The following is a 17,954-nucleotide window of genomic DNA, read 5'->3' as shown; positions in this document are numbered from 1 at the left end:
GGGGAAGAGGATGGGGCGGAAGCCGGCTGCTTGGGCGGCTCGGAGGTTGGTGGGGCGGTCGTCGATGAAGTGCGTGTGGGTGGGGTCCAGGCCGGGGTGGGCGAGGATCGCCTGGTAGGCGGCGGGATCCGGTTTGCGGGCGCCGATCGCGGAGCTGACGAACCACGCTTCGACGTGAGCGGTGAGCCCGAAGCGGTCGCGGAGTAGTTCGGACCACGGGGCAGCGTCGTTGGTCAGGACCAGAGGCGTGATGCCGCCCTCATTCAGTTCGCGCAAGGCTCGCGGCGCATCAGCGGTGAGCTCGTGGCGGGTGCAGTAGTCGGCGTCAGAGGCGGTCGCCGCTACGCCGAGCGCCGACCAGAGATCGCCGGTCGAGATCTCGCCCAGGGTGCACCGCCGATAGACCGCACGAATCTCATCCTCGCCGCGCGTGCACCCGTGCTCCCGGAGGTACGGGATCAGAACGCCCCGTACGACGTTCCCGTGCCGGTAGAGCACGCCCATGGCATCGAAGACCGCGAAGTTCCGCTTCACCCCCGCATCATGTCCCGTCGGCAGACCATGCCCTGATGTGTACCGAAGGACGGGTAGTGGTGGCGGTTGCGAGGATCCCGGCCGCGGGGACGAGGCGCGAGCGAGGAGCCGAGGCGGACCAGTACCCGTTCTTCGGTACGGCCAGGAGGCAGGTGAGGAGCCGGCCGCGCTCGCTACGGCGCTGGTACTGCGAATTCGACGCGGACGCCGAGCAGGCGGACTGGGCGGCGGAGTTCGAACTTGTCCAGCAGCGCGAGTGCGGTCGCTGCGATCACCTCGGGGTCCTGGGTGATGGCCGGCAGTTTGCGGCTTTTGATCGGGGTGAAGAACGAGGTGAACCGGACCTTCACCCAGACGCGCTGGATGCTGCGGCCCTCCGCGACCACATCGCGGGTGACCTCGACGGCGATTCGGCGTAGCTCGGCGGCGACCTCGGATGGTTCGACGAGGTCGCGTTCGAAGGTCTCCTCGCGGCTCCGCGAGACCGGTTCCCGCGGTACGTCGGTCACCTCGGTATCGCCGAGTCCGCGGCCGAGGGCGGCGTACCAGGCACCCATCTTCGGGCCGAACCGCTCCCGAAGAACCTCAACGTCGGCCGCCGCGAGGTCGGCGACCGTCTGCAGCCCGAGCTCCTGCAGGTTGCGTTCCATCCGGCTGCCGATGCCCCAGAGTTCGCGGACCGGCCGGTGGTCCATCACCTCACGCCAGTTCTCGGCGGTCAGCCGATAGACACCCGGCGCCCCAGCCCCGGCACCTTCAAATGCGGTGGCATGCGACTGCGGCTGTTTGGCGAACGTGGTCGCCAGCTTCGCCCGCGTCTTGTTGTCACCGATCCCGATCGAGCAGGTCAGCCCCGTGCGCTCCACCACCGCCGCTCGCAGCTCAGCCGCAAGCCCCTCGGGATCGTCCGTCGAAGCGCCGACGAAACACTCGTCCCAGCCCCACACCTCGACCACGACCGGGAACGCCCGCAGCGTGTCCATCACCTCGGTCGACGCCGCGTCGTAGGCGGCCGGATCCGACGGCAGGAAGACCGCCTCGGGACACTTCTTGTACGCCGCTCGCACCGGCATCCCCGAGTGCACCCCGAACTCGCGCGCCTCGTACGACGCCGTCGCCACCACCTGCCGTGGTTTCGTGGGGTCCCCCGATCCGCCGACCACGACCGGCAGCCCGCGCAGCTCGGGCCGGCGCCGGATCTCGACAGCCGCGATGAACTGGTCCATGTCCACATGCAGGACCCACCAGCCCATCGCGCCCTCCTTCGGCGAGAAACTCAGCTCGACGCACTCGCGTACGTCCGCAGCCCACGCTGCCACAACAACCGGATCAGCAACACCGCAATCGCCGACAGCCCGATCCCGAGCGCCACCGATCCCCAGCCGAGCGAACCGGACAACGCCTGCACCGGGTACGTCGTCGCGAACGCCACCGGGAACACGAAGGTCAGGAAGCTCCGCACCGGCACCGGGAAGAACGTCAGCGGATACCGCCCCGCCTCCACCAGGTTCAGGTAGACGACGCCGATCGGCCCCACCGACTGCAGCCAGAACGCCAGGTAGACCATCGCCGACCACACAGCGGTCAACAGCACCAAACCGCACGTCGCGAGCACGATCGACTGCAGCACTTGACCGATCGAAGGCGTGAGCCCGGACTGCACCAGCCCGAACGCCAGCACAATGATGCCGCTGGCAACATTGCTCAGCTCGGCGACATTGATCCAACGGAACGTCAGGTAGAACTGGCTCGACACCGGCCGGAGCAGTACGGCGTCCAGCTCGCCCTCGGTCAGGTACGACGTCATCCGGTTGAGGTTCGGCGCGATGAACGTCGCCATCAGCCCGGTGATCACCTGGTACACCCCGACGAGCGCGATCACCTCCGCGCGCGACCAGCCGTGCACCTCCTCGGTGAACCCGAACAGCAGCAGCGTCGGCACGATCCCGAGCCCCAGCTGCACCAGCCCGACCAGCAACGTGGTCAGGAAGTGCGCCCGGTAATGCGTCTCCCGTACGACGGCCTGTGCGAAGAACCGCCGCCACAGTCGCAGGTATCTCATGCGCCCACCGCCGAGTACGCGCGGATCCCGGCCGCCCAGACGACACGGGCGAGCAGGCCGACGGCGACGACGTACCCGAGCTGAACGCCGAGCCCGGTCAGCAGTTCGGAGCCGGACAGGTTCCCGGCGACGATCTCGACCGGGAACGACACCGTGTACCGGTACGGCTGGTAGTCGATGAACCCGCGCGACCACTCCGGCATCAGCGCCAGCGGTACGACGGACCCCGACAGCACGGAGCCGATGATCACGCGGGCCTGGACGAGCGCACTCACATCGTCCATCCAGAACGCGAAAGCCGCGATCAGGATGTCGATCGTGAACACCAGGATCGCGCCGAGCGCGAGCGTGACGAAGAACAGCGCCCACCGGCCGGCGCCGGCCGGCACGTTCATCGAGTCGCGGAAGATCCACCAGACCAGACCGATCATCGGGACCAGCGCGAACAACTTCAGGAACTTCTCCGACAGGTTGTTCGCGACGAACCCGATCAGCAGCGACGCCGGCCGGATCATCCAGCTGGACAGCTTGCCGAGCCGGATGTCGTTCGCGAGGAACCCGGCCATCCAGGACGAGGTCGCCATCGTGGCGAAACCGAGCAGCACGAAGTACGTCGTGATGTACCGCTGATCCACGGGGAGCCGGGCGCCGTTCGCGAGCGCGGTCCGCCAGATCAGCAGCGAGATGATCGGCGTACAGATGTTGGCCAGCATGAAGATGACCCACGCACCGCGGTAGATGGACTGCTGCGCGACCTCGGCGGCGATCATCCGCTGCAGCACCCGCAGGTTGCGCTTCATGATGCCTCGCCGCGGCGCTCGAAGAGGTCACGCATGATGTCTTCGACATCGGCGTCGGCCACGTCGAGATCGACCAGTGGGCCGAGCCGGGTGAGCTGCTCCAGTACGTCGCTCGTGCGCTCGCGATCGGCCTCGAGGCGAACCGTCAGGCCGGAGACCTCGACCGAACTGACCCCGGTGAGACGGCTGGCGTCCACAGCCGTCGCGTACGTCGCTCGCACCAGCTTGCGTGGTTGCGCGGTCCGAACGAGTTCGTCGAGCGCGCCGTCGAACTGCAGGCGACCGTGGTCGATGATCATCACCCGCGAGCAGAGCGCCTCGATGTCGTCCATGTCGTGGCTGGTGATCAGGATCGTCGTCCCGCGGAGCCGGTTGACCTCGGCCAGGAAGGTCCGGACCCGGGCCTTGGCGACCACGTCCAGCCCGATCGTCGGCTCGTCCAGGAACAGGATCTCCGGACCGTGGACGAGGGCCGCCATCAGTTCCAGCTTCATTCGCTCACCGAGTGAGGTCTTGCGGACCTGGACATTCAGCAGGTCCTGCACGTCGAGCAGCTCGGCAAGCTCGGCGACATTGCGCTCGAACTCAGGCGTGGACAGGCCGTACATCTCCTTGTGCAGGAGCAGGCTCTCCATCGCCGGCACGTCCCACCAGAGCATGGTCTTCTGACCCATCACCAGCGCGATCCGGCGCAGATAATCGGGCTTGCGGTCCGACGGCGTGTAACCGAGGACCTCGAGCTCGCCGGACGTCTTGTAGAGCAGTCCGGACAGCATCTTCAGCGTCGTGGTCTTCCCCGCGCCGTTCGGGCCGAGCAGCCCGACGACCTCACCGGGATCGATCGTGAAGGAGACCCGGTCGACCGCGAGCCGGGTCTCGTACTTCCGCTTCACCAGGCTCTTCAGTGCTCCGCCGAGCCCGGCGCGCTGCTGGTGGAACGTGTAGGTCTTGGTCAGATCAAGAGCAGAAATGGCATGACTGTGCGTCACAGTTGGGGCACCGCTTTCGACAGAGCTGGACAGGGCCGGGTAGCAACCCGGGGCCCATCACGGCACCGCGATCCAGAAGGATGGCGGGAAAATCAACCGTGCGCGCAGCTATCTCGAAACGGGGTAGTCACCGCTCCGACGCTAGTCGGGAACAGAAAGTGATGTCCAGTGGATTTTCAGTCGAAGAGGTTCTCCAGGAAGGACTTCTGCTTCCGCTTGTGACCGGAGGAGTAGCCACGGTCGTCGTAGCGGCGCTGGTCCTCGTACTTGCGGTCGTCGGAACGGCGGTCGTCGTAGCGCCGGTCGTCGTCGTACCGCTTCTTCTCCTCGTAGCGCTTCTCCTCGTGCCGCGGCTGCTGCGGGGGAGCGTTGTAGCGGAGTTCGGCGTCCACCAGGCTCTCCAGCTCACCGCGGTCGAGGAAGATGCCGCGGCACTCGGTGCACTGGTCGACAGTGATCCCAGCACGCTCGTAGGTACGCATCGCGCCACGGCACTTCGGGCAAATCAGGGTCTCCATTCGGCAACCCTAGGTGACGAAAAGCCCGCAACGGCGCGCTTTCAGCGAACTTTCAGCATCTTCGTCGCTGAACGCTCAGATCGACAGCCGATCCAGTGCGGGAGTTGCCTGCTCGACCAGGTGGTCGCGCACCGTCGGCGCCTCGTACGGCTCCGGCCAGAAGTCTGTGATCCGCTCGATCAGCCCGTCGCGGAACTCGAGGAAGACCAGGCCGACCAGCTGCTGGCTGTCGAGGGTGAGGTTCATCGAGCCCGCAGCTGTCCTCCCGTCGACGATCAGCCGGGTGACGGCGAGCGCCCAGTCGCCCGGATACTCCCGGTTGAACCGCAGGTACTTCTCGCGACCGGTGATGCGCTCACCGGTCTGCGGCATCTCGTAGATCACGTCGGGGGTGAGCAACTCGGCGAACGCGTCCCAGTCCCGCGCTGCCATGGTCGCGAAGTAGAGCCCGGCGGCCTCACGTGTATCCATGCGCGAACGCTAACGGCCCGCACCGACAATGCCGGTGCGGGCCGTTGGCGGTCAGCCGAATGACCTGAAGCGAGCCAGGCTCACTTGAATTTGGAGAGGAAGTCCTTCACGATCGGCCCGGCCGCCTTGCCGCCGGACTCGCCGCCTTCGACGATGACCGCGAAGGCCACGTCACCGCGGTAGCCGACCATCCAGCCGTTGGTGCCGACCTTGCCGTTCGTCACGACCTCCGCCGTACCGGTCTTGGCCCCGACGGTGCCGCTCTGGGCGAGCAGCTTGGCGGTGCCGCCGGTGACGGTGGTGCGCATGAAGGTGCGCAGCGCGGCAGCGGTTGCCGGGGGCAACGGTGCGGCCGCCGTACCGGCTGCGTCCTTGCCGGGGACCAGGACCGGCTTCATCGCGGTGCCGTGGGCGACGGTGGCGCCGACCAGGGCGATCGACAGCGGGCTCGCGGTGACGGTGCCCTGGCCGATCATCGACGCGGCTTCCTCGACATCGTCCTTCGGAGCCGGGACCTTGCCGCCGTACGCCGGGATGGACAGCTCGAGGTCACGGCCGATCCCGAACATCGCGGCCGCCTTGGTCATCCCGTCCTTCTGCAGCCGTCCGTGCTGCGAGATGAACGCGGTGTTGCAGGACTGGTTGAACGCCTTCTGCAAGGTGCCGGCGCCGTACGCCGCGAGGGCGTCGTAGTTCTTGAACGTCTTGCCGAACACGTTGATCGTGTCGGTGCACGGGAGCGAGCTGTTCGTGGTGATGCCGTTGCTCAGCAGTGCGGCCGAGGTGACGGTCTTGAACGTCGAGCCGGGGGCGTAGCGGCCCTGGAACGCGCGGTTGTAGCTCGTCACGTCCGGGCCGTTCGCCGCGGCCAGGATCTGGCCGGTCGACGCCTGGACAGCGACCAGCGACGCGGGCAGCTTCTGGCTGGCCAGCGCGGCCTCGGCGGCCTGCTGCATCTTGGTGTCGATCGTGGTCTTCACCGGCTTCCCGGGCGTGCCCTTCTGGGTGAAGACCTCCTTGATCGTCAGCTTGGTCTTGCCGTCGCGCAGGCTGACCACGCCACCGGGCGTGCCGGCCAGCTGCTGCTGGAACGCGTACTGCAGGCCGTTCACGCCGACCTGGTCCTGGGCCGACGCGGTCGGGCCCGCGTTCTTCAGGGTGTCCTCGTTGGCCAGCTTCATCGAGCCGAGCAGCGAGCGGGCGAACGTCGGGGTGGCCGCGAGCGACTGCGTGCCGCCCATGGTCAGCACGCCGGGCAGCTTGCCCATCGTCGGCCGCAGCTTCTCCCACTGGTCGGCGCGGATCGTGATCGCGTCGACGAACTGACCGGCCGGTGCCGCCTTCGCCCGCTTGGCCAGCTTCGCGCCGTCGACATCGAGGTTCTTGGTGAAGGCCGCGTACGTCGCCGCCGTCGCCGCGGTGCCTGACGCGACACCGACGATGACGACCGGCCGGTTCGAGGTCAGCGCGGCGCCGTGCCGGTCCTGGATGGACGCCCGGGCCGGGAGGGTGCGCACCCGCTTCAGGTAGTTGGTCCCGTCACCGAGCCCCGGGTAGATCGTGTCGCCGGCCGCCTTGACCTTCCAGGCGTCACCGACCTTGACCGCGGTCGCCGTACTGGTCCACTTCATCGTGCCGATCCCGCGCAGCTGCGCCTCGACGGCGAGCTCCTGGGTGCAGGTCGCGTCGTCGGAGCACTTCGCGTCACCCTGCGGTACGACGGTGACCGTGCTGGCCACGAGCGCCGAGTCGACGTCGTCCAGCCGCTTGCCGAACGCGGTCGGGTTGTCGGTCAGCGCGGCCGCTTCCGTTGGCTTGCCCTCTGGGGCCCAAGCCTTCACCCAGGCGTCCGCGAACTGCTTGACGACCTGCGCGGAGGCCTGCTTCTCGTCGTTCGGATCGGCCTTCCCGCCGTCTCCCGACTTACTGTCGGAACAACCGGCGGTGATCAGCAGACTACTCAGGCAGACGACAGCAGTGGTTCGCTTCACGGTTCCAACTCTCGCACGACGATTGGCAAACACGAGGGCGAAACTACTCAACCCACCCAAGTACGACGCAGGTCCCGGCCGCGGAGTTGTCGTATTCTGCACGATTGTGACCCGCCTAGCCCTGCACAGCCGACTGCTCCCCGGTACCGAAGAGGCCTACGAGCGCGAGCACGCCCGCGTCTGGCCGGAGCTCATCACCGTGATGCGCGCCGCCGGAATCTCCGACTGGTCGATCTGGCGCAGCGGCCGCGACCTGTTCCACCTGGTGGAGTGCGACGACTACGAGGCCGCCGTCGCCCAGCTCCGCGGCGACCCCACCGACCAGCGCTGGCAGCAACACATGAGCCAGTTCGTCGAAGCCTTCGCCGAAGACGGCCGCCCCCTCCCCCACGTCTGGACCATGACCCAACAAACCGACTAGGAAACCCTCTCCGGCGGCGACCGCGCGTGTCCGTCCGCGTTCATTTGATGGGTTCCCCCATCCGCTTGTGGGTTTTGCACTCGCATGCGGGTCCAGAACCCGCAAGCTCATGGGTTGACCCAGCAAATGGGACCCGACCGGACGAACCGCTAGTGCATTTCCCAGATCAGCGCTTCGGCTCCGGTGGGGCCTGCGGTTAGCTGGCGGCCGTCGGAGTTGGTGAGGCGGGCGGCGTCGGCTGTGGCGAGGGTGCCGACGCCCTCCAGGGTTGCGGTGCCCTCGGCTACGAACACGTGCAGGTACGGCGCTTCGGGCAGCTGCACGTGTTGGTCGGGCCCCAACCGGGCGACCAGCAGGCCGGCGGATTGCTGGTGGAGGCGGATCGCCATACTGGATGTGTGGTGGGGGAGGCCTGAGACGACTGGGACGAGTTCACCGGTGGTCAGGTCGAATGGGGATTGGGCGTACGACGGGGTTAGGTCGAAGCGGTCGGGGCGGACCCACATTTGGACGTAGTGGACCGGGTCGGGGCCGTCGTTCCATTCGGAGTGGCGGATTCCGGAGCCTGCGGTCATTCGTTGGACGAGGCCGGGGTGTACGACGCCGCTGTGGCCCTCGGAATCGCGGTGGGCGAGGGCGCCCCGCAGGACCCAGGTGACGATTTCCAGGTCCTGATGTGGGTGCGTCTCGAAGCCCTTGCCGGGCGCGACCACGTCGTCGTTGTGTGCCACCAGGAAGCCGAACCCGATGTTGGCCGGATCATAGAACGGCCCGAACGAGAACGAGTGCCGCGACTCCAGCCACGACTCGGCCGTCACGAACCGCTCATCTGCCCGCCAGATCGCCACAGCTACTAGTAATACCCTTTCTGGCCGTCAAGAAGTTCGCGCATGGTGTCCAGGTGGCCTACGTGGCGGGCGGTTTCCTCGACCATGTGGATGACGATCCAGCGGAGGCTCGGCTGGAACTCCGGGTCCTGGCCGGTGTCGTCCAGGCTGTGGGCGGAGACGATCTCGTTCGAGCGGGTCCACTGCGCGTCGAACTCGTCGAGCAACTGGACCAGCGGTACGCCGTCCACCCGCATCTCGGCGCTCTCGATGTCCTTGCGGTACATCGGGTTCTCGTCCCGGGGAACGTTCAGGTACACCACCTCGAACCAGAGGTGCTCCACCCAGCGCATGTGTGACACCAGTCCGGCCGGCGTCATCAACGGCGAGTCGGGGAACACGGCCCGGTGCTCGTCCTCGGCCCGTAGCCCCTCGAGCTTCCGCCGGACCAGCAGGCGCTGCAGGTCCAGCCAGCCGATCAGCTGGGTCCGCTCGTCCGCGACGATCGGCGGCCGTGCCTCGTAGAAGTTCATGGCAGGAACCTAAACACAAAAACGGACTCCGGCCGCTCGGTGGGCGGCCGGAGTCCTGACGTGGGGGTGGTTCAGCCGGTGGGCTTGCCGTCGTCGGAGCCGAGGGTGGCGGTGATCTCCTGCTGTTTGCCGGCCCGGGTGATGGTGACCTTGACTTGATCGCCGGGGCGGTGCGAGCGAACTGCGGCGACCAACGCGTCCCCTGACGCGATCGCCTTACCGTCCACAGCGGTCACCACATCGCCCGCTTGCAGACCGGCTTTGTTCCCCGCACCGCCCGGCGTGACCTCGCGGAGGGTTGCTCCGTTCACGAGCCCGTCGGAAGACTGCGCGTCGCCGACCGACACTCCGAGCCGCGCATGCGTGGCCTTGCCCTTGGCCACCAGCTCGTCGATGATCGGCTTGGCCTGGTCGATCGGGATTGCGAAGCCCAGGCCGATGTTCCCGCCGGCGGATTGTCCCGATCCGCCCGCGGTCTTGATCGCGCTGTTGATTCCGACCACCTGGCCCGCGAGGTCGATCAGAGCGCCGCCGGAGTTGCCCGGGTTGATGGCGGCGTCCGTCTGGATGGCTGGGAAGACCGTGGTACTGCTCTGCTCCTCGTCGCCCGAGGTGACCGGGCGGTCGAGCGCCGAGACGATCCCACTCGTCACGGTGGACTGCAGGCCGAACGGCGAGCCGATCGCGACCACTTCCTGGCCGACGGCGAGTTTGCCGCTGGAACCCAGGGTGGCCGGGGTCAGATCGGTGGCCTCGGCCTTGATCACGGCGAGATCGGTCAGCGGGTCGAGGCCCTTGACCGTGGCCGGGACCGTGCGGCCGTCGTTCAGGATCACGGTGATCTTGGCGCCCTGCCCGGCGCCGGCGACCACGTGGTTGTTGGTGACGATCAGGCCGTCCTTGCTGATCACGATGCCCGATCCGGTGCCCGCGCCCTGCTGGCTGGCGACCGCGATCTTCACGACGCTGCCCAGCACCTGGGCCGCCGCCTTCTGGACCGAGCCGTCCGGCGCCGAGGCCGGTGCGGCCTGGTTACCGTTCAGCGGCGCGGTCACCGACGGGGTCGCGCTGGTGTCGTTCGTGGCCGAATACACCGCAGCGGCGCCGACGCCACCGGCCGCCCCGACCAGTAGCGCGGTCGCGGCCACGATTGCCAGGCCCATCCGCTTCGGCTTGGCCGGTGTGGGAGCCACCGGCTGCTGCTGCGGACCGAAGGGCCAGTTCGGGCCGGGGGACGCCCCCTGATGCGTCCCCGGCGCTCCGAACTGCGGGTAAGCACTCCCACCTGAGGGGTGCTGACCCGGCTGACCCAACTGCTGCTGTCCACCCTGCGGCGCGAAATGCTGTTGCTGATGTTGCCCATACATCGGCAACTGCTGCGTACGCTCCGGGGGATTGGAGCCGAAGGGGGCAGGCCCACTCTGCGACTCGGGCGGCGGCTGGTTGTCGGTCATGAGAAGTACTTTGACGGCCGGACCTGAGAACCCCCTGAAGATCCCGTCAGAGCTCCCGAAGAACTCTGTGAAGATCCCCTGAAGGCTGCCAGGAAACTCCCAGGGTCAGCGGGTCTGGGTGGCGGCGTGCGGCAGCCAGAGCGTGAACTGCGCGCCGGCGCCCGGTGCGTTGCGGGCGTAGATCATCCCGCCGTGTTGCTCGGCCGCGTGCTTGACGATCGCCAGCCCCAGCCCGGAGCCGGGCCGGCTGCGCGCCTCACTCGACCGATAGAAGCGCTCGAACACATGCGGCAGATCTGCGTCCGCGATGCCTGGGCCGGAGTCTGTGACGGTCAGTACGCCGTCCTGCAGCCGCACGGTAACCAGTCCGACCGGTACGCCGTCGGTCCGCGCATCCTCCGGCACGCTGTACTTCGCCGCGTTGTCCAGCAGGTTCGTCACCGCGCGACCCAGCAGCCGCTCGTCACCCCACACCGGGAACGGCTCGATGCTGACATCCCACTCCAGGTTCGGAGCGCGTCGCCGTACCTTGATCAGCGCGTCCTCGACCACGTTGGACAGCTCGATCAGCTCGGCGTTGCGGATCTGCGGGGTGTCGCGGGCGAGCTCGGTCAGGTCGCCGATCAGGTTCGTGAGCTCGTCCATCTGGGCCCGTACGTCGTCCAGCAGTTGCTGCCGGTCGTCCGGGCGCAGGCCGCCGCGTTTGTCCGCCTGCGCGAGCAGGTCGAGGTTCGTCCGGATGCTGGTCAGCGGCGTACGGAGCTCATGCCCCGCGTCACCGATCAGCCGCCGCTGGCGATCCTGAGACCGCGCCAACGCAGCCAGCATGGAGTTGAACGAGATCGCCAGTCGCGAAATCTCGTCGGACCCGTCCACCGGGATCGGCTGCAGATCCTCGGTCCGGGCAACGTGCTCCGCGGCACCGGACAACCGTGCCAGCGGACGGAGACCGGACGCTGCGATCGCGTTGCCGGCGATGGCCGCGCCGATCACACCCAGCAGCCCGACCGCCCACAGCACGATGCCCATGTTGTGCAGCGTCTGGTCGATCGGGCGCAACGACTGCGCCACCACCAACGCGCCCGGCTCCAGGTCCTCGTCGCTGCACCGGTGCCCCAGATCGAGCTGCGGACAGTACTGGGCAGGCACCGCGATGATGCGATAGTGCGCGCCCATCGACTCGCCGAATGTTCGCTTGCTGATCTGGTTCTGCGACTGCGCCACCGCAAACTCCGGTTCCTCCATCGGCGGTGGCTTGCTGTTCGCGGCGCCGATCTGCTCCCCGTCGGCGAGGATGACGCCGACGAGAATGTCGCTGAGGCCGAGTGCTTCCGGAGAGATCTGAGCCAGGTTGGCCTGGTTGGTCAGCACCTTGTTCTGAGCCGCCTGGGCGGCACGGTTGGTGAGGCTCTCGTCGAGGTTCTGGTACATCTGCTGCCGCACCGACACGTACGCCGCGATGCTCACGAAGGCGACCGCCAGACCCACCGCGACCGCGGCGAGCAGCGTCACCCGGGAGTGCAGGCTCAGCTTGTGGAGCTTCTCCTGCCACCAGCTCTGGGTGTTCGCAACCATCCGCCGCCCGTTGCCGTTGGCAACAGGTCGCGGCTGAGCCTCCGGCCGTGGTTGGGGTTGCGGGGTGCGGCGGGCGTACGAAGGGAAGTTGTCGGGACCGCTCACGGTGGCGTGTCCCGCAGTACATAGCCGATACCGCGCACAGTGTGGATTAGTCGCGGCAGGTCGTTCACCTCGGTCTTTCGGCGCAGGTAGCCGATGTAGACCTCAAGCGAGTTGGCGGTGGTCGGGAAGTCATAGCCCCACACCGCATCCAGGATGACCGCCCGCTCGAGCACCCGGCGCGGGTTGCGGATCAACAGCTCGAGCAGTGAGAACTCGGTCCGCGTCAACTGGATCGGTACGTCGCCACGGTGCACCTCGTGCGCGTCCACATCGACCACGAGGTCGGCGTACTGGAGGACTTCGCCGCGCGGGCCGCCCTCGCCGGGGGTGCTGCTGCGGCGCAGCAGAGCACGCAACCGGGCGAGCAGCTCTTCGAGCGCGAACGGCTTGGTCAGGTAGTCGTCGCCGCCGGCGTCCAGGCCGTCCACCCGGTCCGCGACCGCGTCGCGCGCGGTCAGCACCAGGATCGGCACGTTGTTGCCGGCGGCCCGCAGCGCCTTGGTGGTCTCCAGACCGTCCAGCCGCGGCATCATCACGTCCATCACCACGACATCGGGATCGACATTCCCGATCACGGCCAGCGCCTCGGCGCCGTCGGAGGCGGTGACGACCTCGAAGTCGTTGAACTCCAGCGAACGGCGCAGCGAGTCCCGGACCGCCCGGTCGTCGTCCACCACCAGTACCCGCATATCGCTCCCCGCTCGAGGTCGAGTGGGCGGTCCAGCGCAGACCACCGCGGATCCGAGCGTAGGCGGTCCGCTTGAGAAACGCCTGAGAACCCGCTGATCACTCGCCCAAGAGTAGGTTTGGCCGGGTGGACCTCCTCGAGTTCAGCCCCGAGCCCAACGAGTACACCTGGACGTTCGGCGGCGCCGCGCCGCTGCATCGGGTCAAACCCGGTACGGCGTTGCGCCTGTGGACCGAGGATGCGTTCTGCGGGCGCCTGCGCAGTACGGCGGATCTGGCCAGCGCGAGCCTGACTATGCCGTTCGTGAACCCGCAGACCGGACCGTTTTACGTCGAAGGCGCCGAGCCGGGGGACACCCTGGTGCTCCACTTCGTCGAGCTGACTCCGGCCCGCAGTTGGGGCGCCTCCGCGACCATCCCGTTCTTCGGCGGACTGACCAGCACCGACCGGACCGCGACGCTGCAGGACCCGCTCCCGGAGCGCACCTGGATCTACGAGGTGGACACCGCCAACCAGACGGTCGGGTTCCAGGCGCAGGGCAGCGATCTGGAGCTCGCCCTGCCGATCAACACGATGCTCGGCACGGTCGGCGTGGCTCCGGCCGCGGGCGAGGTCCGGTCGTCGCTGGTCCCGGACGTGTTCGGCGGTAACATGGACACCCCCGAGATGAAGGCCGGCGCGACCTGCTTCCTCCGGGTCAACGTCGAGGGCGCACTGTTCTCGGTCGGTGACGGCCATTACCGCCAGGGCGAAGGCGAGTCCTGCGGTACGGCGGTCGAGGGCGCGATGAACGTCGTACTGATCGTGGAACTCCTCAAGACGCCCGGGCCGGCCTGGCCTCGGATCGAGAACGACGACTACCTGGCTGTGGTCGGGTCCAGTCGCCCGCTCGAGGACGCGTGGCGAGCCGGTCAGGTCGACATGGTCGGTTGGCTGGGATCGCTGTATGGGCTGGACAAACTCGACGCGTACCAGCTGCTGAGCCAGATCAGTGAGGTCCCGTTGGCGAACGTCGTGGACGCCAACTACAGCGTGGTCACCAAGGTCCCCAAACGGCTACTCCCGCAAGTCGATGCCTACAGCAACATTCACGCCCACCTCCGCTCATTGGCCACGACCCTCTAACCAAAGGCTGGTACGACGTCCATCGCGAACCGGTGCAGCGGTTCGTGGTCGTAGGCGACGCCGGGGATGTAGACGACGACGTACTGGATGCCCACCTCCTGGAGTTGCTCCAACCGGATCCGGATCTCCTGCGTGGTCACGATGTCGGCCACGCCGATGCCGCCGCCCGCTCCGATCGCGCGGAACTCGTCGACGGTGTAGCGACCGCGGGCCTTCGCGCTCGCAGTCACCGGATCGGCCCCGGGATCGATCGGGAACAGGTTCAGGCTGGTCGACTTCACGATCTCGTCGTAGTCGCGGACGACGGTCTCGCAGTGCGCTCGGAGTACCGAGAGTTTGTGCTTGATGATCTCGACCTGCCCGGTGCCGAAGTTGCAGGCGTCGCCGTACTGCGCGACCAGCCGGAGCGTGACCCGCTCACCACCGCCGCCGATCCAGAGCGGTGGTCTGCGGCGCGGTTGGACGATCGGCTTGTCGACCGAGTGGTACTTGCCCTGGAAGACGACGTCGTCCTCGGTCCACAGCCTGTGGATGAGTTCGACGGATTCGGCGAACGAGCCCATCCGGTCCTTGAGGCTGGTCCACGGGTAGCCGTAGGCCCTCCACTCGTGTTCCGACCAGCCGGCGCCGAGGCCGGCGTACAGGCGTCCGTGGCTGGCGACGTCCACGGTGGCGGCGATCTTCGCGTACAGCGCGGGGTTGCGGTAGCCGTTGCAGCCGACCATCTGCCCGATCTTCACCCGCTGGGTGTCGCGGGCCAGGGCCGCCGTGGCTGACCAGGCTTCGAAGACCGTCTCGCGGACAGGTTCGGGGACGGTGTGCAGGTGATCGAACAGCCAGATCGAGTCCCACGGCCCGGCGTCGGCGGCGCGGGCGACGGCGGTCATCGCCTCCCACTGCTCGACCGGGTCCTCTAGCTCGACCAGGTCCATCCGCCAGCCTTGAGGAACGAACACTCCGAACTTCATCGACTGCTCCTTCGTGAGATGGCCACGCCGGTGAGGCAGAGGGCGCCGCCGGCGAGGGTGAGGAGGGCTGGGGTCTCGCCGAGGAAGAGCCAGCCGAGGGCGATGGCGACGACGGGGACGGCATAGACGGTGATGCCCATCTTTCCGGCGCTGGTACGGCGGAGTGCGAACGCCCAGGTGGTGAAGCCGAGGGCGGTGGGGAAGGCTGCGAGGTAGACGGCCCACCAGATCGCGCCTGCGCTCGCGGTGCCGAGTTCGTCGATCAGCGTCGGGGCGAACGGCAGGCAGGCGACCGCGCCAACAGTGCAGGCGAGCCAGGTGACTTCGGCGGCGGGAAGCCTGCTGAGCAACGGCTTCTGGGTGACGACACCGACGGCGTACGCGATGGCGGCGATGATGCAGAGGACCACGCCCCACGTCTCGGCGTGGCCGGTCGAGGTCGACGTACCGATCACGACGATGCCGGCGAACGCGACCAGGCCGCCGATCACGAGGCGGCGCGGGAAACCCTCGCCGAGGGTGAGGCCGGCCAGTACGGCGATCAGCAGCGGGGCGATGTGGACGAGCATGGCTGCGGTGCCGGCGTCGAGGCGTCGCTCGGCCTCGTTGAGCGCGACGTTGTAGACGCCGAACCAGAGCAGGCCGCAGGCGAGTAGTTGCGGCCAATCACGCTTGGCCGGCCATCGGCGTACGGCGGGCTCGTGGCGGGGGCGCGCGAAGAGCATGACGCCGAGGAGGAGGCTGCCGAGACCCAGCCGGGCCAACGACAAGGCGCCGGCGGAGAACTCGGTGCCGAGGTGGCGGATGGCGACGAACGACGATGCCCAGAGGACCACGGTGACGGCTGCTGCGGTGGTTGCCTGCTTACTCACCCGAATACCCTAGGAAGGTCGTTTGCGATTTCCCATGGTGTTGTGAGCCTTGGAAGGGGCCTCATGGTTGCCGGAATGAATGCAGAAGGTGGGCAATACCTTCAAACTGAAAAGCCGGTGCTGGATGAGCTGAATCTGCGCCTGCTGACCGAGCTGTCGGCGGACCCGCGGTTGCGGACGAGTGAGCTGGCGCGGCGGCTCGGGGTCTCGGCGCCGACCGTGCGTGAGCGGGTCACCCGGCTGGAGGAGTCCGGGGTGATCCGGGGGTATCGGCTCGAGGTTGATCCCGGTGCGTTCGGTCTGCCGGTCGCGGCGTGGGTGCGGCTGCGGCCGGGGCCGGGGCAGATCCCGAAGATCATCGAGCTGGCCGCGCGGACGCCGGAGGTGGTCGAGTGCCATCGGATCTCGGGGGAGGACTGCTTCCTGATGCGGGTGCAGGTGGCTGCCATCGCGGGGCTCGAGGAGGTGCTCGACAAGTTCCTCGTGCACGGGCAGACGACCAGCTCGTTCGTCGTGTCGACCCCGGTCCCGCCGCGCTCAGTACCGCTCGACGTCCGTCAGGTGGGCACTGACCACCGCTGAAGGTGGTCTGCATCACTAGTCTGGTGCTGACTTCAGCGACCTCTGGAAGGACCTGCCCCATGGCTGCCGACAAGTCTGTCCGCAGAGTTGCCCTGCTCACCGCCGGTGGCCTTGCGCCGTGCCTGTCGTCCGCCGTCGGCGGGCTGATCGAGCGCTACACCGAAGTGGCGCCCGACGTGGAGATCATCGGGTACCTGAACGGGTACCACGGCCTGCTCAGCGGGCGGCATGTCGTCGTCACGCCCGAGGTGCGGGAGAAGGCGGCGCTGCTGCACAAGTTCGGCGGCAGCCCGATCGGGAACAGCCGGGTGAAGCTGACCAACACCGCGGACCTGGTGAAGCGCGGTCTGATCGCCGAGGGCCAGAACGCGCTGCAGGTCGCCGCGGAGCGGCTGGTCGCGGACGGCGTCGACGTACTGCACACGATCGGTGGTGACGACACCAACACGACCGCTGCGGACCTGGCGGCGTACCTGCAGGAGCACGACTACGACCTGACCGTGGTCGGCCTGCCGAAGACCATCGACAACGACGTGATCCCGATCCGGCAGAGCCTGGGTGCGTGGACCGCGGCCGAGCAGGGCGCGCTGTTCGCGCGGAACATCGTCGCCGAGCACAGCTCCAACCCGCGGATGCTGATCGTCCACGAGGTGATGGGCCGCAACTGTGGCTGGCTGACGGCGGCGACCGCGAAGGCCTACCGCGACTGGCTCGACCAGCAGGAGTGGAACCCGGGCATCGGCCTGGACGAGTCGAGCTGGGACGTGCACGCGGTCTACGTGCCGGAGGCAACGATCGACCTGGACGCCGAGGCCGAGCGCCTGCGCAAGGTGATGGACGAGAACGACTGCGTGACGATCTTCCTGTCCGAGGGTGCCGGCGTACCGTCGATCGTGGCCGAGATGGAGGCCCGCGGCGAGGAGGTCGGCCGCGACCCGTTCGGGCACGTCAAGCTGGACACGATCAACCCGGGTGCCTGGTTCGCCAAGCAGTTCGCGGAGCGGATCGGCGCCGAGAAGACGATGGTGCAGAAGAGCGGCTACTTCAGCCGCTCGGCCGCAGCCAACGACGCCGACCTCGCCCTGATCAAGGAGTGCACCGACTACGCAGTCGACGCCGCCCTCCGCGGCGAGAGCGGCGTCGTCGGCCACGACGAGGAGCGCAACGACGAACTGCGCGCCATCGAGTTCCCCCGCATCGCCGGCGGCAAGGAGTTCGACGCAACCGTCGACTGGTTCACCACCCTCAAGTCCACCATCGGCCAGTCCTAACTGCGCCGCTGCCCCAATCCCGCGCCAGTCGCCGGGGGTGCTGTGCGGAAAATGAGGGGATCTCCGCTGAATGTGCTGGTTCTCCCCTCAAAAAATGAGGGGAGAAGGGTCCACTTGAATGGATAGCCCCTCAAATGTGCCGTAGGTTCCGGCCGGGTCAGAGCGCAC

The 17,954-nt window shown here is 67.7% G+C and carries 19 protein-coding genes; 4 read left to right on the top strand and 15 right to left on the bottom strand.

Annotated elements, in window-relative coordinates; all coding sequences use genetic code 11:
* The 8 genes from E1261_RS31525 to E1261_RS31490 form a co-directional block, all read right to left on the bottom strand.
* Nucleotides 1-534 (bottom strand): HAD family hydrolase (locus E1261_RS31525; protein ID WP_132413003.1); only part of this gene is annotated, 534 nt, incomplete at its 3' end.
* 173 nt (nucleotides 535-707) lie between these two features.
* Complete coding sequence (locus E1261_RS31520) at nucleotides 708-1,787, bottom strand: DNA polymerase IV (protein ID WP_132413002.1); 1,080 nt, start codon at nucleotides 1,785-1,787, stop codon at nucleotides 708-710.
* Nucleotides 1,788-1,810: 23 nt separating this feature from the next.
* Nucleotides 1,811-2,596 (bottom strand): ABC transporter permease, encoded by a 786-nt coding sequence (locus tag E1261_RS31515; protein WP_132413000.1) that lies wholly within the window; start codon nucleotides 2,594-2,596, stop codon nucleotides 1,811-1,813.
* Nucleotides 2,593-3,396, bottom strand: coding sequence for an ABC transporter permease (locus tag E1261_RS31510; RefSeq protein ID WP_132412998.1), 804 nt, complete (start codon nucleotides 3,394-3,396; stop codon nucleotides 2,593-2,595). The genes E1261_RS31515 and E1261_RS31510 overlap by 4 nt, the downstream gene beginning before the upstream one ends.
* Entirely contained in the window at nucleotides 3,393-4,385 is a 993-nt protein-coding gene (locus tag E1261_RS31505; protein WP_132412996.1) for an ABC transporter ATP-binding protein, read from the bottom strand. Before E1261_RS31505 ends, E1261_RS31510 begins: the two co-directional genes overlap by 4 nt.
* A gap of 176 nt (nucleotides 4,386-4,561) precedes the next feature.
* A complete protein-coding gene (locus E1261_RS31500) occupies nucleotides 4,562-4,903 on the bottom strand; it encodes a TFIIB-type zinc ribbon-containing protein (RefSeq protein ID WP_132412994.1) in 342 nt (113 codons plus the stop codon).
* A 75-nt stretch (nucleotides 4,904-4,978) separates the two neighbouring features.
* Nucleotides 4,979-5,374, bottom strand: a complete 396-nt coding sequence (locus E1261_RS31495; protein WP_132412992.1) for a nuclear transport factor 2 family protein — start codon at nucleotides 5,372-5,374, stop codon at nucleotides 4,979-4,981.
* Between the two features lie 80 nt (nucleotides 5,375-5,454).
* A complete protein-coding gene (locus E1261_RS31490; RefSeq protein WP_132412990.1) occupies nucleotides 5,455-7,365 on the bottom strand; it encodes a penicillin-binding transpeptidase domain-containing protein in 1,911 nt (636 codons plus the stop codon).
* A gap of 106 nt (nucleotides 7,366-7,471) precedes the next feature.
* Here E1261_RS31490 and E1261_RS31485 point away from each other — a divergent pair, with 106 nt between their 5' ends.
* A complete protein-coding gene (locus tag E1261_RS31485) occupies nucleotides 7,472-7,786 on the top strand; it encodes an L-rhamnose mutarotase (protein ID WP_132412988.1) in 315 nt (104 codons plus the stop codon).
* A gap of 149 nt (nucleotides 7,787-7,935) precedes the next feature.
* On the opposite strand, the gene E1261_RS31480 is transcribed toward E1261_RS31485, so the two are convergent.
* From E1261_RS31480 to E1261_RS31460, 5 genes are all read right to left on the bottom strand, one after another.
* Nucleotides 7,936-8,634: a pirin family protein gene (locus E1261_RS31480; protein WP_132412986.1), complete on the bottom strand. Its 699-nt coding sequence runs from the start codon at nucleotides 8,632-8,634 to the stop codon at nucleotides 7,936-7,938.
* Between the two features lie 5 nt (nucleotides 8,635-8,639).
* Complete coding sequence (locus E1261_RS31475; protein WP_132412984.1) at nucleotides 8,640-9,146, bottom strand: DinB family protein; 507 nt, start codon at nucleotides 9,144-9,146, stop codon at nucleotides 8,640-8,642.
* A gap of 71 nt (nucleotides 9,147-9,217) precedes the next feature.
* Nucleotides 9,218-10,600: a S1C family serine protease gene (locus E1261_RS31470; RefSeq protein WP_132412983.1), complete on the bottom strand. Its 1,383-nt coding sequence runs from the start codon at nucleotides 10,598-10,600 to the stop codon at nucleotides 9,218-9,220.
* Nucleotides 10,601-10,705: 105 nt separating this feature from the next.
* The gene (locus E1261_RS31465) at nucleotides 10,706-12,280 is read right to left on the bottom strand and encodes a sensor histidine kinase (RefSeq protein ID WP_238176550.1); all 1,575 of its coding nucleotides are present in this window, start codon (nucleotides 12,278-12,280) and stop codon (nucleotides 10,706-10,708) included.
* Nucleotides 12,277-12,969, bottom strand: coding sequence for a response regulator transcription factor (locus E1261_RS31460; RefSeq protein WP_132412981.1), 693 nt, complete (start codon nucleotides 12,967-12,969; stop codon nucleotides 12,277-12,279). Before E1261_RS31460 ends, E1261_RS31465 begins: the two co-directional genes overlap by 4 nt.
* Nucleotides 12,970-13,094: 125 nt before the next feature.
* On the opposite strand from E1261_RS31460, the gene E1261_RS31455 reads away from it, so the two are divergent.
* Nucleotides 13,095-14,093 carry an acetamidase/formamidase family protein gene (locus E1261_RS31455; RefSeq protein ID WP_132412979.1) on the top strand — a complete coding sequence of 333 codons (999 nt, stop codon included), beginning with the start codon at nucleotides 13,095-13,097 and terminating at the stop codon, nucleotides 14,091-14,093.
* Here the strand turns inward: E1261_RS31455 and E1261_RS31450 are convergent.
* Both E1261_RS31450 and E1261_RS31445 read right to left on the bottom strand, forming a co-directional pair.
* Nucleotides 14,090-15,061 (bottom strand): TIGR03560 family F420-dependent LLM class oxidoreductase, encoded by a 972-nt coding sequence (locus E1261_RS31450; protein ID WP_132412977.1) that lies wholly within the window; start codon nucleotides 15,059-15,061, stop codon nucleotides 14,090-14,092. The genes E1261_RS31455 and E1261_RS31450 overlap by 4 nt on opposite strands.
* Complete coding sequence (locus tag E1261_RS31445) at nucleotides 15,058-15,933, bottom strand: DMT family transporter (RefSeq protein WP_238176549.1); 876 nt, start codon at nucleotides 15,931-15,933, stop codon at nucleotides 15,058-15,060. The genes E1261_RS31450 and E1261_RS31445 overlap by 4 nt, the downstream gene beginning before the upstream one ends.
* Nucleotides 15,934-16,050: 117 nt before the next feature.
* On the opposite strand from E1261_RS31445, the gene E1261_RS31440 reads away from it, so the two are divergent.
* Together E1261_RS31440 and E1261_RS31435 are read left to right on the top strand one after the other, a co-directional pair.
* Nucleotides 16,051-16,515, top strand: a complete 465-nt coding sequence (locus E1261_RS31440) for an Lrp/AsnC family transcriptional regulator (RefSeq protein ID WP_238176548.1) — start codon at nucleotides 16,051-16,053, stop codon at nucleotides 16,513-16,515.
* Between the two features lie 59 nt (nucleotides 16,516-16,574).
* The gene (locus tag E1261_RS31435; RefSeq protein WP_132412971.1) at nucleotides 16,575-17,786 is read left to right on the top strand and encodes a pyrophosphate--fructose-6-phosphate 1-phosphotransferase; all 1,212 of its coding nucleotides are present in this window, start codon (nucleotides 16,575-16,577) and stop codon (nucleotides 17,784-17,786) included.
* The last annotated feature ends 168 nt before the right edge of the window (nucleotides 17,787-17,954 follow it).

Source organism: Kribbella albertanoniae, assembly GCF_004348455.1.
Taxonomy (GTDB): Bacteria; Actinomycetota; Actinomycetes; order Propionibacteriales; family Kribbellaceae; genus Kribbella; species Kribbella albertanoniae.
The sequence above is the reverse complement of the archived record's forward strand: the minus strand, read 5'-3'. Positions and strand labels throughout refer to the sequence as shown.

Bases quoted from the DNA above. Each gene is read 5' to 3' on its own strand.
- E1261_RS31520 (WP_132413002.1), bottom strand. From the start codon at position 1,787: ATGGGCTGGTGGGTCCTGCATGTGGACATGGACCAGTTCATCGCGGCT.
- E1261_RS31515 (WP_132413000.1), bottom strand. From the start codon at position 2,596: ATGAGATACCTGCGACTGTGGCGGCGGTTCTTCGCACAGGCCGTCGTA.
- E1261_RS31510 (WP_132412998.1), bottom strand. From the start codon at position 3,396: ATGAAGCGCAACCTGCGGGTGCTGCAGCGGATGATCGCCGCCGAGGTC.
- E1261_RS31500 (WP_132412994.1), bottom strand. From the start codon at position 4,903: ATGGAGACCCTGATTTGCCCGAAGTGCCGTGGCGCGATGCGTACCTAC.
- E1261_RS31495 (WP_132412992.1), bottom strand. From the start codon at position 5,374: ATGGATACACGTGAGGCCGCCGGGCTCTACTTCGCGACCATGGCAGCG.
- E1261_RS31475 (WP_132412984.1), bottom strand. From the start codon at position 9,146: ATGAACTTCTACGAGGCACGGCCGCCGATCGTCGCGGACGAGCGGACC.
- E1261_RS31470 (WP_132412983.1), bottom strand. From the start codon at position 10,600: ATGACCGACAACCAGCCGCCGCCCGAGTCGCAGAGTGGGCCTGCCCCC.
- E1261_RS31460 (WP_132412981.1), bottom strand. From the start codon at position 12,969: ATGCGGGTACTGGTGGTGGACGACGACCGGGCGGTCCGGGACTCGCTG.
- E1261_RS31450 (WP_132412977.1), bottom strand. From the start codon at position 15,061: ATGAAGTTCGGAGTGTTCGTTCCTCAAGGCTGGCGGATGGACCTGGTC.
- E1261_RS31435 (WP_132412971.1), top strand. From the start codon at position 16,575: ATGGCTGCCGACAAGTCTGTCCGCAGAGTTGCCCTGCTCACCGCCGGT.